Genomic DNA, 15,046 nt, shown 5'->3' with positions numbered 1-15,046 from the left:
GACCGCATCTACACGTGCGGGTCCGCCACCTCCGGTGCGTACACGCCCCTGGTGATGGCACGATGGAGGCATCCCAACTTAAGTTAGTCGCAAAGGAGCGGATCGGCTGTGGCCACCGTGCCGAGTGTGTCGTACTCCATCACCGTGCGCCTGGAGGTGCCCGCCGGCGGCAAGGCCGTCAGCCAGCTCACCCACGCGGTAGAGTCCGCCGGAGGTGTGGTCACCGCGCTCGACGTGACCACAGCCGGGCATGAGACGCTGCGCATCGACGTCACCTGCGCCGCGCGTGACACCGATCACGCGCAGGCGATCGTCGACAAGCTTGAGGGCGTCGAGGGCGTCGTCATCCACAAGGTCTCAGACCGGACCTTCCTCATGCACCTCGGTGGAAAGATCGAGATGCGGTCGAAGGTGCCGCTGCGCAACCGTGACGAGCTCTCCATGGCGTACACGCCCGGCGTGGCCCGGGTCTCGATGGCCATCGCCCGCAATCCCGAGGACGCCCGCCGCCTGACCATCAAGCGCAACACCGTGGCCGTCGTCACCGACGGCTCGGCGGTGCTCGGCCTGGGCAACATCGGCCCGGCCGCCGGACTCCCCGTCATGGAGGGCAAGGCCGCGCTGTTCAAGCGGTTCGCCGACATCGACGCCTGGCCGATCTGCCTGGACACCCAGGACGTCGACGAGATCGTGCGGACCGTGCAGATCATCGCTCCCGGTTTCGGCGGCATCAACCTGGAGGACATCTCGGCGCCGCGCTGCTTCGAGGTGGAGCGGCGGCTGCGCGAGCTGCTGGACATCCCGGTCTTCCACGACGACCAGCACGGCACCGCGATCTGCGTGCTGGCCGCGCTCACCAACGCGCTGCGCGTGGTCGGCAAGGACCTGGGCGAGGTCCGCATCACCCTCGCGGGCGCGGGCGCGGCCGGTACGGCGGTGCTGCGACTGCTGCTCGCGGCGGGCGCCCGCAACGTGGTCGTCTGCGACTACCTGGGCGCGGTGCACCGCGGGCGCCAGGACCTGGACGACTCGCTGCGGTGGATCGCCGACCACACCAACGCCGACGGCTACGCGGGCGACCTGCGCGGCGCGGTCAAGGGCGCCGACGTGTTCATCGGCGTGTCCGCGCCCGGCATCCTCAACGGCGACGACATCGCCACGATGGCCAAGGACGCCGTGGTCTTCGCGCTCGCCAACCCCGAGCCCGAGGTCTCGCCCGACATCGCCCGCGAGCACGCCGCCGTGGTCGCCACCGGCCGCTCCGACTATCCGAACCAGATCAACAACGTGCTGGCCTTCCCCGGCGTCTTCCGCGGCCTGCTCGACGCGCAGGCCACCGTGGTCAGCCAGGAGATGCTGCTGGCCGCGGCCAAGGCGCTGGCCGACGTGGTGACCACCGAGGAGCTCGGCCCCAACTACATCGTCCCCAGCGTGTTCCACCCGGACGTGTCGGGCGCCGTCGCGGCGGCCGTGCGCGAGTCGGCCGGCGGCCGCGCGCGTACGGGCATGACGGAGGCCTGAGGCCCCGTCAGGCCGCCCGTCAGGCCGCCGTCACCGTTCCGTTCCGCGGTCTTCGCTCCGGGGAGTTCCCTCATGTGCGCGTCGCGTGACGAGCACATGAGGTCCGGGTCATCAGAAGGGCGGGGGGAGCAGCGCGAAGGGGCGTTCACCCCTCATGATGGAGGTATGGCGGAGGCGATCTACGTCGGTGGGCTTCTGGTGGCCACCCCGCAGCTGGAGGATCCCAACTTCCGGCGCAGCGTGGTCCTGGTGCTGGAGCACGACCTCGACGGCGGCACCCTGGGCGTGGTGCTCAACAGGCCGAGTGACATCTCGGTGACCCAGGTGCTCCCGACCTGGGACACCATGGTCACCGGCCCGTCCGTGCTGTTCCAGGGAGGCCCCGTGCAGACAGACAGCGCCCTGGCGCTGGCCGCGGTGCCGAGCGGGCAGGAGCCGCTCGGCTGGCGGCGGCTGCACGCGGGCACCGCGGCGGTCTCCAGGCTCGGCACCGTCGACCTCGACGCGCCGCCGGAGATCCTCGCCGGGGAGATCGCCCAGATGCGCATCTTCGCGGGGTACGCCGGTTGGTCGGCCGGGCAGCTGGAGAGCGAGATCGGCGAGGGCGCCTGGTACGTCGTGGACTCGGAGCCCGGCGACACCTTCCACCACGATCCCGAGTCGCTCTGGCGGGCCGTGCTCCGCCGCCAGCGGGGCGAGCTGGCCTATGTGGCCACCTGCCCCGACGACCCGTCGATGAACTAGACCGGGTGCCCGGGGCGGTCCCAGCCGGGGCGCAGGGAGCTTTCGGCCAGGGTGAGGGTCGACTCCAGGCGGGCGGCGAGGGCATTGACGTCGTCGAGGTCGGCGGGCTCGCAGAGTTCGAAGCCGACCCGGGCGACGGCGGTGAAGAGCGCCACCACGAAGTGGGGCAGGAGGTCGTCGGGGCCGGTGCCCTGGCGCCTGCTGATCTCGGCGATCAGCCGCCGTTCGTTCTCCATCAGCCGGCGCACGCTCCCCGCGAAGAGAGCCGGGGTGGCGTCGATCACTTCGCGGGCTCTGAGGAACCTGGCGGTGTCGTCGAGATCCCCCTCCTGGAGCATGGTGACCACCGCCCGCGCGGCGTGTGAGAGCGCGGTGAACGGCGCCTCGTCGGCCGGGCGGGTGGCCAGCTCGGCGAGCATGGTCTCCTGTCCGTCGGCGGCCAGGGACAGGGCGACGTCCTCCTTGGTGGCGAAGTAGCGGAAGAACGTGCGCGGCGAGACGTCCACGGCCGCGGCGATCTGGTCGACGGTCGTTGCCTCGTACCCCTGCTCAAGGAAGAGGGAGAGGGCGGCGTCGATCAGCGCCAGCCGGGTCTTCTGCTTCTTGCGCTCGCGTAGGCCAGGCCGACGCATACTCGTCACCACCTCGAAACGTATAGTTCACAGTCTGCCACAAGTCATCCGCTGTCTCTTAAAAGAATTTGTCACTTGTCAGTGACTGTCATAAATTACCCCCGGTTGACGCCCCACGCGGGGGCGGAAGAAAGATCACAGGGGGGACCCTTCCATGGCACAGGCCAAGACGGTGGCCACGTCACCACCACCGCCGGATTCGGGCAGATCGTCCAGGCAGGGGCACCCGTGGCTGACGCTGCTGGCGGTCTCCCTCGGTGTGATGATGGTGATGCTCGACGGCACCGTCGTCGCCATCGCCAACCCGGTGATCGGCAAGGAGCTCAACGCCTCCCTCGCCGACCTGCAGTGGGTGACCAGCGGTTACCTGCTCGCGCTCGCCGTGTTCCTGATCACCGCGGGCAAGCTCGGTGACCTGTTCGGGCACAAGCGGATCTTCGTGATCGGCATCGCGGGCTTCGCGCTCACCTCCCTGGCCATCGGCCTGTCCGACTCCATCGCCTGGCTGATCGCCTTCCGCGTCCTGCAGGGGCTCTTCGGCGCCCTGCTGCAGCCCGCGGCCCTGGCCCTGCTCCGTGCGGCCTTCCCCGCCGAGAAGCTGAACATGGCGATCGGCGTCTGGGGCGCGGTGATCGGCCTGTCCAGCGCCGCCGGTCCCATCGTCGGCGGCCTGCTGGTGGAGCACGTCAACTGGCAGTCGGTCTTCTTCATCAACGTCCCGGTCGGCATCGTCGCCCTGGCCGTCGGATTCCTGGTGATCAGGGAGAGCAAGGCGGCCTCACTGTCCAGGATCGACTGGCTCGGCGTGGTCCTGCTCTCCGGCGCCATGTTCTGCATGGTCTGGGCGATCATCAAGGCCCCCGAGTACGGCTGGGGCGACACCAGGACGCTCGGCTTCCTGGCCGGTGCCGTGGTGCTCGGCGCCGCGTTCGTCTACTGGCAGACCAAGGCCGCCGAGCCGCTCATTCCGCTCAGCCTGTTCGGCAATGCCTCGGTCGCGATCGGCACCGTGCTGATGGTGCTGGTGGCGTTCTCGATGTTCGGCGCGATGTTCTTCCTCACCTTCTACTTCCAGGGCGTGCACGGCCTGTCACCGCTCGACTCGGGTATGCGGATGCTCCCGATGAGCGCGGGCATGATCGTCGCCTCACCGCTGGCGGGTCTGGCGATCGGCAGACTCGGCCCGAAGATCACGATCTCGGCGGGCATGCTGATCACGGCCGTGGCCATGTTCCTCCTCTCCCGCCTGGGCATGGACGCGGGTTACCTGGACAGCGCGATCCCGTTCGTGCTGCTCGCCTTCGGTCTCTCCCCGGTGATGGTCGGCGCCACCGAGATCATCGTGGGCAACGCCCCGGAGGAGCTCAGCGGGGTGGCCGGCGGCGTGCAGCAGTCGGCGATGCAGGTCGGCGGCTCGATGGGCACCGCGGTGCTCGGCGCGATCGTCGCGGCCAAGGTGGCCGACGTGCTTCCCGGCTACTGGGCGGCCGCCAAGCTTCCGGAACTCCCCGCCGAGCAGCTGGAGCTGGTCAAGCAGGGCGCCTCCTACGCCCAGGCCGGCGCGGCCCCCGGCACGCCCGAGCCGATCGTGCAGGCCATCACCGGTGTCGTGCACTCGTCCTTCCTGGACGGCATGCACCTCGGCTTCACGGTCAGCACCGGGGTGGCCATCCTCGCGGCGCTGCTCGCGCTCTTCGTCAGGGCGGGCCGCAAGAGCGAGGGCGCCGTGATCCACATGGGCTGAAGGCCCTCGAACACGCCTCATCCCCAGGCCCGGCGATCGATCGCCGGGCCTGGGACGTCGCGCCGGTGACCGGGGCGCGACGCCGCGGGCATAAAATCATCAGGGTGAGTACGAAGATTCTCCCTGAGAGCGACGTCCGGCCGGACCTGTCGCACGGCGACGGCGACCACGAGCGCTTCGCCCACTACGTCGAGAAGAACAAGATCATGGAGAGCGCGCTGAGCGGGACACCGGTCCGCGCGCTCTGCGGGAAGGTCTGGGTGCCCAACCGCGACCCCCAGAAGTTCCCGGTCTGCCCGGAGTGCAAGGAGATCTACTCGGGTCTGCCGAAGGGTGAAGACGGCAACAAGGAGTGAGTGTTGCTCATGGGTGATCGCCACCGATGAGGCTACGGTCGGGATGTCGCCGGGGGGCGGCGAGCGACCAGTGGCCGGTATTCGTCGGGGGAGTCCATGTTTCGGCGTGCGATCGCCGTTGTCTCCGCATGCCTGTTGACGATGCCCATCCCCGGCAGGGAACCCGCCGCGCCCGGGTGCGTCCTCGCCCCCGGAGCGGCTCACGTCATGGTGCGGGGGGCGGTCCGCCCCGTGCCGCCCGTGCCGTCCCCGGTGTCGTCCCCCGCGCCGTCCGTCGCGTCGCCCGCCCGCCCGCCCGCCGACGGACGGTCCCGGTCGAGACGGCTTCCGCTCGTGCTTCCCGTCACCGTGCCCACCTGGGTGCACGTCATCACCGACGGCCGCCTCGGCGCCCCCGACTTCGCCGTACGCGACCAGATCACCACGCTCAACATCGCCTACTCCGGGCAACTCGGCGGGGCGGACACCGGTATCCGGTTCAGGCTGGAGGGCATCACCCGCACCGTCAACCCGGCATGGTTCCGCGACCCCGTCACCCACGAGCGGGCGATCAAACAGATGCGCAGGGGCGGCCCCGAGACGCTCAACCTCTACATCGCCCAGCTCAGCGAGCTGGTGCTCGGCTACTCCACCTACCCCTACGGATACCGGAAGGAGCCGGCCCTCGACGGCGTGGTCGTCGACTGGCGCAGCCTGCCCGGCGGGGCGATGCGCAGCTTCGACCGGGGGTACACCGGGGTCCATGAGATCGGTCACTGGCTAGGGCTGCTGCACACCTTCGAGAAGGGCTGCGAGTCCGTGGGCGACGGCGTCGCGGACACCGCGCCCGAGGGACAGCCCACCGAGGGCTGCCCGCAGGTCAAGGACACCTGCGCGGGAGGCGGGCCCGACCCGATCCACAACTTCATGGACTACTCCGACGACCGCTGCATGTCCGGGTTCACCTCCGGCCAGGCCCTCAGGATGCAGGAGATGTGGGTCGCCCATCGGGAGCCGGGGCGGACACTACCCTTGACAGGTGACAGTACCGAAGACACTTGACGCTCCGTACGAATCCCCCCGGCTCTTCGGCCCCGAGTACCGCACCGCCTCCCTCGGCATCCTGCTCGTCATCACGCTGATCGGTTTCGAGGGCATGTCCGTGGGCACGGTCATGCCCGCGGTCTCGGCGGATCTCGACGCCCTGGGCCTGTACGGGATGAGCTTCTCGGCCTTCCTCATCTCCGGTCTGCTCGCCAACGTGGTCGCCGGCCTCTGGTCCGACCGGCGGGGACACGCCTGGCCGTTCCTGCTCGGCGTGGGACTGTTCACCGCCGGTATGGCCCTGGCCGGTGCCGCCGGGACCAAGGAACTGTTCATCGTGGCGCGGGCGGTGCAGGGCCTCGGCGGCGGCGCCGTCATCGTGGCGATCTACGTGATGATCGCGCGGGTCTACGTCCCCGAGACCAGGCCCCGGGTGTTCGCCGCGCTGTCGGCCGCCTGGGTGCTTCCCGCGCTGCTCGGGCCGGCCCTCAGCGGGATCATCGCCGAGACGGTCGGCTGGCGCTGGGTCTTCTACGGCATCGTGCCGCTCGTCGTCCCCGCCCTCGTGATGCTCCTGCCCGCGCTGCGCGCCCGGCGGGACCAGGCGCCCGAGCCCTCCACCGGGCCCCGGTCCAGGCCGCTGGCGATGACCCTGGCCGCCATCGCCACGGCGGCCGGTGGCGGGGTGCTGCTGTACGGCGTGGACCGCCTGCAGAGCACCCCGGTGCCCGGCGGGGTGGCCGTCGTGGCCGGGCTGCTGTTCCTCGCCGTGGGGCTGCCCAGGCTGCTGCCACCCGGGGCGCTCAGGTTCGGCCGCGGCCTGCCCACCACGATCATGATGCGCGGGGTGCTCGCCTCGGCCTTCTTCGCGGTCAACTCCTTCATCCCGCTGCTCCTGACCGAGGTGCGGGGCTTCTCCGTCGCCGAGGCGGGGGTCGCGCTCACCACCGGTGCCCTGGGCTGGACCACCGGCTCCTACCTGCAGAGCCGCCGCTCGTACGATCGGCCCCTGCTGGTCGGGATCGGTTCCGCGGCGATCACCGCGGGCATCCTGCTGACCCTGCTCGCGCTCGTACCCGGTATCACCGGCTGGGTCACCGTGCCCGCCTGGGTCGTCGCCGGGTTCGGCATGGGCATCGGCACCACCAGTGTCAACATCACCGCGATGCGCCAGTCACCCGACGCGGAGCAGGGCGCCAACTCCGCCGCGCTCCAGGTCGTCGACACCCTGGGCGGTGCTCTCACCATCGGTCTGGCCGGTGTCCTGATCAACCTGATCGGCCACGACGACATCGCCACCGGCTACACCATGATCGTCGCCCTGATGGCCTCCCTGGGGCTCTTCGGGGTGATCGTGGCCCGGCGTATGCGGGACATCTCATGACTCATTGGTCACTCCCGTAACAACGATCACCCATAGCCGGACCACGCCGCGGGATGCATGGTAGGACGGTAGGACCGTGACCGCCGGGAGGAGGCCCCGTGCACGAACGACCTCGCCGGTCGGACCCGTTGGACGAGCCCGGTCGTGACGGGGGGCGCCGGTCCCGGCGGGCCGGAAAAGCCGCCCAAAAGGCGGCGCGGAAGGCAGCGCGGAAGGCCGCGCGGAAGGCGGGAGACCGGGAATGGGCGTCCGGCGACCCGGACCTCGGCGACGAGCGCCGTCCCTGGCCGCCGCCGGAGGAGTCCGAGCCGTCCGACAGCCGCTCCCACCTCACCTGGCCCCCCCGGATACCCGAGCCCGGCGACGACCTGCCACCCTCGGCCCGCTGGTACGGCACGCCCATCGCCCCGCCCCAGCCCCGTCCCGGGCGCCTGCGCGGCCTGCTGCTCGTACTGCTCACCCTGGTCGTCGTCGGCGGCGTCATCGCCGGCGCGGTCGTGCTGGTGCTGCGGTCGGCGCCGGACCCGCCGCCGGGGCGGGTGACCGATCCGGTCGCGGGGGTCAGCTACCGGCTGCCGGAGGGCTGGCTCGCGGGCGCGGTGCCGCCTGTCACGGGGTTCACCTCGATCGCGGGCGACGGTGTCAACACGACGGTGATGGTCATGCCGGCGGAGCCCGCGGCCGACGTGCGCGCCACCGCGGCCGAGCTCGGCGACCTGTACGGGCGGCTTCTGCTCCACGGCGACAAGGTGAAGGTGGTGGACGACACGGAGATCGCGGTGGGCGCGCGCACCGGGCACGCCCGCTCGCTGCGCGCCGAGTACCTGGACATCGTGAACCGGCCGGCCTACCTTCGCGTGGTCTTCCTCACCGGTGGCGGCAGGCGCCCGGTGGTCGTGGTCGGGATGGCCCAGCCGGACGATCCCGTGTCGCGGGCCGAGATCGATACGGTGATCGCGGGTCTGAGCTGACGCTCGGCCTCCGTGAGCCGCGCCGTGCCCGTCGATCGGCGGCGACGCGGCGGGCGAAGGATCCGGGGGACGGAACACCTAGCACGTGGAGGCGACCTTGGCGAGGATCCCGGCCGATCGGCACGTCTTGTCGGCGACGCAGATTACCCTGGTGACACTGTGAGCACTTTCGCCGCATCCCACCTCTCGCCTTCATATCCGGACCGTGCCGCCTGGGGCACCGCGCCGAAGCTTCGCGCGTGGCAGCAGGAGGCCTTTGACCTGTACTCCAGCCGTGAACCGCGCGACTTCCTCGCGGTCGCCACGCCGGGTGCGGGCAAGACGACCTTCGCGCTCCGCATCGCCAGCGACCTGCTGTCCAGGGGGGTGATCCGGGCTGTGACCATCGTCACACCGACGGAGCATCTCAAGCAGCAGTGGGCGGACGCCGCGGGCAGGGTCGGCATCGCGATCGACCCCGAGTTCAAGAACAGCCAGGGCGCGACCTCCCGTGACTACGTCGGGGTGGCCATCACCTACGCCCAGGTGTCGATGCATCCGGCACTGCACCGCGCACGCACCGAGGCGCGCAAGACGCTCGTGATCTTCGATGAGATCCACCACGCGGGCGACGCGAAGTCCTGGGGCGACGGCGTGCGGGAGGCGTTCGAGCCCGCCGCCCGGCGCCTCGCCCTGACCGGCACCCCCTTCAGGTCCGACATCAACCCGATCCCCTTCGTCACCTACGCCGAAGACGGCGACGGGGTCAGGCGCAGTGTCTCCGACTACTCCTACGGTTACGGTCCCGCGCTCGCCGACGGTGTCGTCCGCCCGGTCATCTTCCTGGCCTACGCCGGTGAGATGCGCTGGCGGACCCGCGCCGGCGACGAGATCGCGGCGACCCTCGGCACCCCGCTCACCAAGGACCAGCTCGGCCAGGCGTGGCGGGCCGCGCTCGACCCGAAGGGCGAGTGGATTCGCCAGGTCCTCCGGGCGGCCGACCGGCGGCTGACCGAGGTGCGCAGGGGCGTGCCCGACGCCGGGGCCCTGGTCATCGCCACCGACCACGAGACCGCCCGCGCCTACGCCCGCCACATCAGGACGATCACCGGCGAGGGCGCCACGGTCGTGCTCTCCGACGACCCGGCGGCCTCCAAGAAGATCAAGGACTTCTCCGCGTCCGAGCAGCGCTGGCTGGTCGCGGTCCGGATGGTCTCCGAGGGCGTCGACATCCCGCGTCTGGCCGTCGGCGTCTACGCCACGAGCATCTCGACCCCGCTCTTCTTCGCGCAGGCGGTCGGCCGTTTCGTCCGTGCCCGCAAGAGAGGCGAGACCGCGTCCGTCTTCGTGCCCTCGGTGCCGACCCTGATGGGACTGGCCGCGGAGCTGGAGGCCGAGCGCGACCACGTGCTCGACCGCAAGCCCCCGGAGGAGGGGCTGGACGACTTCCTGATGGAGGACGCCCAGCGCAAGAAGGACAACCCCGACGTCCTTGGTGATGAGCTGCCGTTCGAGACCCTGGAGGCGGTCGCCACCTTCGACCGGGTGCTCTTCGACGGCGGCGAGTTCGGCAGCGCCGCGGAGACCGGTTCCCCCGAGGAGGAGGACTTTCTCGGCCTGCCGGGTCTGCTGGAGCCCGACCAGGTCCGCACCCTGCTGAGCAAGCGCCAGTCCGATCAGCTGAAGGCCAGGCGGAACAGGCCCGAGCCCAAGGAGCCGCAACTCGCCCCGCACGAGCTGATCGCCAACCTTCGCAAGGAGCTCAACGGCCTCGTCGGCGCCTGGAACCACCGCACCGGCCAGCCGCACGGCGTCATACACGCCGAGCTCCGCAGGTCCTGCGGCGGCCCCGCCATCGCGCAGGCCTCCGCGGAGCAGATCCAGGAGCGGATCGACAAGATCCGCCACTGGGCCACCCAGCGCTCCCACTGACCCGGCCACCGGGTCGCACCGGCGTTCGCGCCGGGCGCGACCCGGTCAGCCGAGGGCGATCGGCCTGCCGGTCCGGCCGTCGACCGCCCGGAACCCTCCCTCGCCGCGCACCGGTTGCGCGAGCGGCACCTGCAGGGAGGCCACGCCGCCGGTGACGCTCACCGGCCGCGTCGTGGCCTCCGAGGCGCGACTCTCCTGACCATCCGTCTCGCCGTCGCGCACCCAGACCCTGATCGTGCGGTTCCGGTGGCGCAGGACCACAGTCGCGGTGTCGCACTCGTCGGCCCTGGCCGTCCAGAAGAGCGTCACACCCCGCAGCGCGCCCTGGCGGCGGGCCAGCCGCACCCGCTCGGGGGCGGGCATCCTGCCGGGGCAGGAGGCGCTCTGCCCGTCCCGAGCGCCCTGCTGAGCCGCCTGCGGGGCCGGGACCGGGGCCGGCTCCGAGGCCGGCGTCGGCCCCGGAGCCGGTATCCGGGCCGCCGAGGGCGAGGGCGCGGCGATGAGGGTCCGCGGCGGGATCCGGACCGTGCTGGTGGTCCAGATCGTGGCCACCTCCAGTGAGACCAGCGCCAGCACGCTCGTCAGCCGCACCAGCGTCCCGCCGCGAAAAAGGTTCCACAGGCACAGCGGGGTCAGGACCAGCCAGGAGACACCGAGCACGAACATATGAGGTCACCACCGGTAGTAAGAGGTCTCAGCTCTCCGTGATACTCCTGTCGCGGCGGGTGGTGGTTGTGTTTACCCACCCATGCCGATCCGGTAGTCGTTCGAATGCCCGGAGTGGGCGCTCCTGATGGCCTTCCCTCGCCGGGCTGACGGACAGGGCGGGAAACCGTGCCGAAGGGGGTGGCCGTCAGGCCGGGCGGACCACCGGGGTGCCGGTGAGACGGGCTCCGGCGGAGCCGAGCTCGGCGAGGGCGGCCTCGGTGGTCGGGGCGGCCACCCCCGCGGTGAGATCCAGCAGCACCCGGACGGAGAGGCCGTGCGCGAGCGCGTCCAGGGCGGTGGCCCGCACACAGTGGTCGGTGGCGATGCCGACGACGTCCACCGTGTCCACGCCGCGCTCGCCGAGCCAGTCGGCCAGGCCCGTACCGTCGGGGGTGACGCCCTCGAAGCCGCTGTAGGCGGCGGCGTGCGCCCCCTTGCTGAACACCTCCTCCACCCGTCCGGTGTCGAAGGCGGGATGGAAGTCCGAGCCGGTCGTCCCGGCGACGCAGTGGACGGGCCAGGAGTTCACGTAGTCGGGTTCGGCGGCGAAGTGGGAGCCGGGGTCCACGTGGTGGTCGCGGGTGGCCACGACGTGGTCGTAGCCATGAGAGGCGGTGTACCGGGAGATGGCGGCGGCCACCTCGGCGCCGCCACCGACCGGAAGGCTGCCGCCCTCGCAGAAGTCGTTCTGGACATCGACGATGATCAGTGCGGTTGGCATGCGGTCAGTCAAACACGGTGGGCAGCGCGGCGTAGCCCCGGGAGAGCTGGTGGGCGTTGGCCGGCAGCTCGGCGAGGGCCTCCCGGTGTCGCGCGCGGGCCGCGTCCAGCTTCTCGCGGCCGACGATCTCGCCCTTCCTGACCAGCGGGACCTGCAGCGGACGGGCGTCCGCGGGAAGGTCGCCGGAGGTGGTGACCAGCTCGGTGACCGCCGTGCCCGCCGGGTCGAGCCTGCGGGAGGCGTTCTTGCGGCCGCCCCTGCTGGGCTTGCCCACCGACCTCTTGGCCACCGGCCGCATGCTCCCGTCGGCGCCGGCGCGGGCGACGAGCTTGTAGACCAGGGCGGCGGTGGGCGAGCCCGAGCCGGTGACCAGCGACGTGCCGACGCCGTAGCCGTCCACGGGAGCGGCCGACAGCGCCGCGATGGCGTACTCGTCGAGGTCGCTGGTGACGATGATCCGGGTCTGGTTCGCGCCGAGCGCGTCGAGCTGCTCGCGGACCTCGTGGGCCACCTGGACGAGGTCGCCGGAATCGAGGCGGACGGCGCCGAGGGAGGGGCCGGCCAGCTCCACCGCGGTCCGTACGGCCTGGGCCACGTCGTAGGTGTCGACCAGCAGCGTGGTGCCGGCGCCGAGGGAGGTGATCTGGGCCTGGAAGGCCTGCTCCTCGGAGTCGTGGAGCAGGGTGAACGCGTGGGCCGCGGTGCCGGCCGTCGGCACCCCGTACGCGCGGCCCGCCATGAGGTTGGAGGTGGAGGAGAACCCGCAGAGGTAGGCGGCTCGCGCGGCGGCCACGGCCGCCGCCTCGTGGGTGCGTCGCGAGCCCATCTCGATGATCGGCCTGGTCCCGGCGGCGCCGACCATGCGAGCGGCGGCGGCGGCGATCGCGCAGTCGTGGTTGAGCACCGACAGGATCACGGTCTCCAGCAGCACCGCCTCGGCGAACGTGCCCTCCACCGTCATGATCGGGGAACCGGGGAAGTAGCACTCGCCCTCGGCGTAGCCGTCCACGTCGCCCGAGAACCGGTATCCGGCGAGGAAGGCCAGGGTCGGCTCGTCGACGATCCGGTTGTCTTCGAGGAACGCCAGCGACTCCTCGTCGAAGCGGAAGGACTCCAGCGCCTCCAGCACCCGGCCGGTACCCGCGACGACCCCGTAGCGCCGTCCACCGGGCAACTGCCGCGCGAACACCTCGAAGACCGCCCGCCTGGAGGCGGCGCCGCTTCTCAGCGCCGCCTCCAGCATCGTCAGCTCATAGTGATCGGTAAGCAACGCGGTGCTCATGCTCTCTGTCACGAGTCGAAGACTAATCCCGGGGTAGGGCAGACTGGTGAATGTGGGTAGCACCGCTCCAACAGAGGTCGAGCGTCCGTCAATCGACGTAAGACCCGATCTGCCATGGTTGACGATCGTCTGGAATGACCCCGTCAACCTGATGTCCTATGTGACGTACGTCTTCCGGACCGTCTTCGGATACTCCAAGGAGAAGGCGGAGAAGTTGATGCTCGACGTGCATCACAAGGGCAAGGCGGTGGTCTCCAGCGGCACCCGTGAGGAGATGGAGCGCGACGCGCAGATCATGCACTCCTACGGGCTGTGGGCCACGGTCCAGCGGGATTCGTGAGCGGGCGGCCGGTGCCGTCCGTCGCCGGGCGGACGACGGGTCGATCCCAGACGACGGGCGGGTCCCGGGTGGAGGGCCCGCGAGGAATGGTGGGCGAGAGATGAGTTCGGGATTCAAGCCGGGGCGTGAGGGCGGTGTGGTCACGGGTTTCGACGCCGCCGAGGTGTCGATCCTGCGCTCGCTGGTCACCCAGACCCTGGGCCTGATAGAGCCGGGGGAGACCGGAGACGATCCGCTGGAGAGGGCGCTCGGCATCGGCGCGTCCGAGCAGTCCAACGATCCGGTGCTGGCCAGGCTGTTCCCCTCGGCGTACGAGGACGGCGAGGCGGCCGCGGAGTTTCGCCGGTACACCGAGGCGACGCTGCGCGAGGGCAAGCGGGCCGACGCCAAGGCGATGCTCGACAGCGCCGAGCCCGGCCGGGTCGAGCTGACCAGGGAGCAGGCGGAGGCGTGGATGCGCGCGCTGAACGACGTGCGGCTCACGCTCGGCACCCGGCTGGAGGTGACCGAGGAGGTGCACGACGAGATCGCCGACATGCCGGAGCACGACCCCCGTTACCCGGTGTACGTCATCTACGACTGGCTGACCTACCTCCAGGACACCCTGGTCCGAGCCCTTTGGTAGCTTTCAGGCATGCTCACGATCTCCCGGGAACTGGTTGACAAGATCATCGCGCACGCTCGGGCGGACCACCCCGACGAGGCCTGCGGTGTGATCGCCGGGCCCGTCGGTTCCGACTCCCCCGAACGGTTCATCGCCATGGAGAACGCCGAGCGGTCGCCGACGTTTTACCGGTTCGACTCGCTGGAGCAGCTGCGCGTCTGGCGGGAGATGGACGACCGCGACGAGGAACCGGTGGTGATCTACCACTCCCACACCGCCACCGAGGCGTACCCCTCCCGCACCGACATCTCCTACGCCGCCGAACCAGGGGCCCACTACGTGCTGGTCTCCACCCGGGAGGAGCTGGGTGCGGAGGCCGAGTTCCGCTCGTACCGGATCGTCGACGGCGTCGTGAGCGAGGAGAAGGTGACGATCACCTCCGGGTGACCGTCCCGGGTGTACGGCCGTGTGGTGGATTGTCCCTTTGGGTAAGCTGGTGGGCATGCTGACCGCCGCCCCGAGCCAGGAGGACGTCGTGTGCTCGCGTCCCGGCCCACGGGCACGGCACGCGGGCGTCGCGCCCGTGCAGAACTTCCTGTTCGCGCACACGCCTTTCGTTGTCGTCTACGACTGTCGCTGACCGGCTTTTCTGGAATCCCCCGGCGCTCGCCGGTGTTTCGAACCGGTGGGCTATTACTCCCATGACGACACAAGGAGATTGACCCGCGATGGCCATTGAGGTTCGCATCCCGACCATCCTGCGCACCTACACCGACGGTGCCAAGGCCGTCGACGCCAAGGGCGCCACGCTTGAGGAGCTGATCGGCGACCTGGAGGCCCGGCACCCCGGGCTGAAGGAGCGCCTGGTCGACAAGGGCGCGCTGCGCCGCTTCGTGAACGTCTACCTGAACGACGAGGACGTCCGGTTCCTGGGCGGGCTGGAGACCCCGGTCGCCGACGGCGACACGGTCACCGTCCTGCCCGCCGTGGCCGGCGGCTCCCGCTAGTCGCGGCGCCGCCCGCCTCGCGAGATCTCGCGAGGCGGGGGGGGGGCCCCGCCGGGGGGGGTGGGGGTGGGTGTGGGGGGGGCGCAGCCCCACAGCCG

Annotated in this window: 18 protein-coding genes; 13 read left to right on the top strand and 5 right to left on the bottom strand. The window is 70.8% G+C overall.

The window, feature by feature from the left end:
* Positions 1–108 precede the first annotated feature (108 nt).
* Both AB0J58_RS17590 and AB0J58_RS17585 read left to right on the top strand, forming a co-directional pair.
* On the top strand, positions 109–1,521 hold the full coding sequence (locus tag AB0J58_RS17590; RefSeq protein WP_343975541.1) for an NAD-dependent malic enzyme: 1,413 nt from the start codon (positions 109–111) through the stop codon (positions 1,519–1,521).
* A 165-nt stretch (positions 1,522–1,686) separates the two neighbouring features.
* Positions 1,687–2,265, top strand: coding sequence for a YqgE/AlgH family protein (locus tag AB0J58_RS17585; protein WP_343975538.1), 579 nt, complete (start codon positions 1,687–1,689; stop codon positions 2,263–2,265).
* Here AB0J58_RS17585 and AB0J58_RS17580 read toward each other — a convergent pair.
* Positions 2,262–2,897, bottom strand: coding sequence for a TetR family transcriptional regulator (locus tag AB0J58_RS17580; RefSeq protein WP_364216580.1), 636 nt, complete (start codon positions 2,895–2,897; stop codon positions 2,262–2,264). The two genes, AB0J58_RS17585 and AB0J58_RS17580, sit on opposite strands and share 4 nt — an antisense overlap.
* A 154-nt stretch (positions 2,898–3,051) precedes the next feature.
* On the opposite strand from AB0J58_RS17580, the gene AB0J58_RS17575 reads away from it, so the two are divergent.
* Together AB0J58_RS17575 and AB0J58_RS17570 are read left to right on the top strand one after the other, a co-directional pair.
* Positions 3,052–4,641 (top strand): MFS transporter, encoded by a 1,590-nt coding sequence (locus AB0J58_RS17575; protein WP_364216577.1) that lies wholly within the window; start codon positions 3,052–3,054, stop codon positions 4,639–4,641.
* A gap of 104 nt (positions 4,642–4,745) precedes the next feature.
* Entirely contained in the window at positions 4,746–4,997 is a 252-nt protein-coding gene (locus AB0J58_RS17570) for a DUF3039 domain-containing protein (RefSeq protein WP_030906465.1), read from the top strand.
* A 200-nt stretch (positions 4,998–5,197) separates the two neighbouring features.
* Here the strand turns inward: AB0J58_RS17570 and AB0J58_RS17565 are convergent, their stop codons facing one another.
* Entirely contained in the window at positions 5,198–5,344 is a 147-nt protein-coding gene (locus AB0J58_RS17565) for a hypothetical protein (RefSeq protein ID WP_364216574.1), read from the bottom strand.
* Here AB0J58_RS17565 and AB0J58_RS17560 point away from each other — a divergent pair.
* From AB0J58_RS17560 to AB0J58_RS17545, 4 genes are all read left to right on the top strand, one after another.
* A complete protein-coding gene (locus AB0J58_RS17560; RefSeq protein ID WP_364216571.1) occupies positions 5,331–6,038 on the top strand; it encodes a zinc metalloprotease in 708 nt (235 codons plus the stop codon). The two genes, AB0J58_RS17565 and AB0J58_RS17560, sit on opposite strands and share 14 nt — an antisense overlap.
* Positions 6,016–7,404, top strand: a complete 1,389-nt coding sequence (locus AB0J58_RS17555; protein ID WP_364216568.1) for an MFS transporter — start codon at positions 6,016–6,018, stop codon at positions 7,402–7,404. The genes AB0J58_RS17560 and AB0J58_RS17555 overlap by 23 nt, the downstream gene beginning before the upstream one ends.
* Before the next feature lie 98 nt (positions 7,405–7,502).
* The gene (locus AB0J58_RS17550) at positions 7,503–8,375 is read left to right on the top strand and encodes a hypothetical protein (protein ID WP_364216565.1); all 873 of its coding nucleotides are present in this window, start codon (positions 7,503–7,505) and stop codon (positions 8,373–8,375) included.
* A gap of 159 nt (positions 8,376–8,534) precedes the next feature.
* Positions 8,535–10,286: a DEAD/DEAH box helicase gene (locus AB0J58_RS17545; RefSeq protein WP_343975520.1), complete on the top strand. Its 1,752-nt coding sequence runs from the start codon at positions 8,535–8,537 to the stop codon at positions 10,284–10,286.
* 45 nt (positions 10,287–10,331) lie between these two features.
* On the opposite strand, the gene AB0J58_RS17540 is transcribed toward AB0J58_RS17545, so the two are convergent.
* The 3 genes from AB0J58_RS17540 to AB0J58_RS17530 form a co-directional block, all read right to left on the bottom strand.
* Complete coding sequence (locus tag AB0J58_RS17540) at positions 10,332–10,952, bottom strand: hypothetical protein (protein ID WP_364216562.1); 621 nt, start codon at positions 10,950–10,952, stop codon at positions 10,332–10,334.
* Positions 10,953–11,139: 187 nt separating this feature from the next.
* Positions 11,140–11,715, bottom strand: a complete 576-nt coding sequence (locus AB0J58_RS17535; protein ID WP_343975514.1) for a nicotinamidase — start codon at positions 11,713–11,715, stop codon at positions 11,140–11,142.
* Positions 11,716–11,719: 4 nt separating this feature from the next.
* Positions 11,720–13,009 carry a nicotinate phosphoribosyltransferase gene (locus AB0J58_RS17530; protein WP_364216559.1) on the bottom strand — a complete coding sequence of 430 codons (1,290 nt, stop codon included), beginning with the start codon at positions 13,007–13,009 and terminating at the stop codon, positions 11,720–11,722.
* A gap of 40 nt (positions 13,010–13,049) precedes the next feature.
* Between AB0J58_RS17530 and clpS the strand changes: the two genes are divergently transcribed.
* From clpS to AB0J58_RS17505, 5 genes are all read left to right on the top strand, one after another.
* Entirely contained in the window at positions 13,050–13,337 is a 288-nt protein-coding gene (clpS, locus tag AB0J58_RS17525) for an ATP-dependent Clp protease adapter ClpS (protein ID WP_030906445.1), read from the top strand.
* A 100-nt stretch (positions 13,338–13,437) separates the two neighbouring features.
* A complete protein-coding gene (locus AB0J58_RS17520; protein WP_343975509.1) occupies positions 13,438–13,962 on the top strand; it encodes a DUF2017 domain-containing protein in 525 nt (174 codons plus the stop codon).
* A gap of 9 nt (positions 13,963–13,971) precedes the next feature.
* The gene (locus AB0J58_RS17515; RefSeq protein WP_343975506.1) at positions 13,972–14,388 is read left to right on the top strand and encodes a M67 family metallopeptidase; all 417 of its coding nucleotides are present in this window, start codon (positions 13,972–13,974) and stop codon (positions 14,386–14,388) included.
* A 37-nt stretch (positions 14,389–14,425) separates the two neighbouring features.
* A complete protein-coding gene (locus AB0J58_RS17510; protein ID WP_343975503.1) occupies positions 14,426–14,581 on the top strand; it encodes a hypothetical protein in 156 nt (51 codons plus the stop codon).
* Positions 14,582–14,669: 88 nt separating this feature from the next.
* Positions 14,670–14,948 carry a MoaD/ThiS family protein gene (locus AB0J58_RS17505; RefSeq protein WP_030906436.1) on the top strand — a complete coding sequence of 93 codons (279 nt, stop codon included), beginning with the start codon at positions 14,670–14,672 and terminating at the stop codon, positions 14,946–14,948.
* Positions 14,949–15,046: the final 98 nt, after the last annotated feature.

It is taken from the genome of Streptosporangium sp. NPDC049644 (genome assembly GCF_040675205.1).
Classification (GTDB): Bacteria; Actinomycetota; Actinomycetes; order Streptosporangiales; family Streptosporangiaceae; genus Streptosporangium; species Streptosporangium fukuiense.
The sequence above is the reverse complement of the archived record's forward strand: the minus strand, read 5'-3'. Positions and strand labels throughout refer to the sequence as shown.

What these genes read in the sequence shown, in the direction of transcription:
- AB0J58_RS17520 (WP_343975509.1), top strand. Translation starts at nt 13,438, where the DNA reads ATGAGTTCGGGATTCAAGCCGGGGCGTGAGGGCGGTGTGGTCACGGGT.
- AB0J58_RS17535 (WP_343975514.1), bottom strand. Translation starts at nt 11,715, where the DNA reads ATGCCAACCGCACTGATCATCGTCGATGTCCAGAACGACTTCTGCGAG.
- AB0J58_RS17575 (WP_364216577.1), top strand. Translation starts at nt 3,052, where the DNA reads ATGGCACAGGCCAAGACGGTGGCCACGTCACCACCACCGCCGGATTCG.
- AB0J58_RS17515 (WP_343975506.1), top strand. Translation starts at nt 13,972, where the DNA reads ATGCTCACGATCTCCCGGGAACTGGTTGACAAGATCATCGCGCACGCT.
- AB0J58_RS17540 (WP_364216562.1), bottom strand. Translation starts at nt 10,952, where the DNA reads ATGTTCGTGCTCGGTGTCTCCTGGCTGGTCCTGACCCCGCTGTGCCTG.
- AB0J58_RS17505 (WP_030906436.1), top strand. Translation starts at nt 14,670, where the DNA reads ATGGCCATTGAGGTTCGCATCCCGACCATCCTGCGCACCTACACCGAC.
- AB0J58_RS17585 (WP_343975538.1), top strand. Translation starts at nt 1,687, where the DNA reads ATGGCGGAGGCGATCTACGTCGGTGGGCTTCTGGTGGCCACCCCGCAG.
- AB0J58_RS17580 (WP_364216580.1), bottom strand. Translation starts at nt 2,897, where the DNA reads ATGCGTCGGCCTGGCCTACGCGAGCGCAAGAAGCAGAAGACCCGGCTG.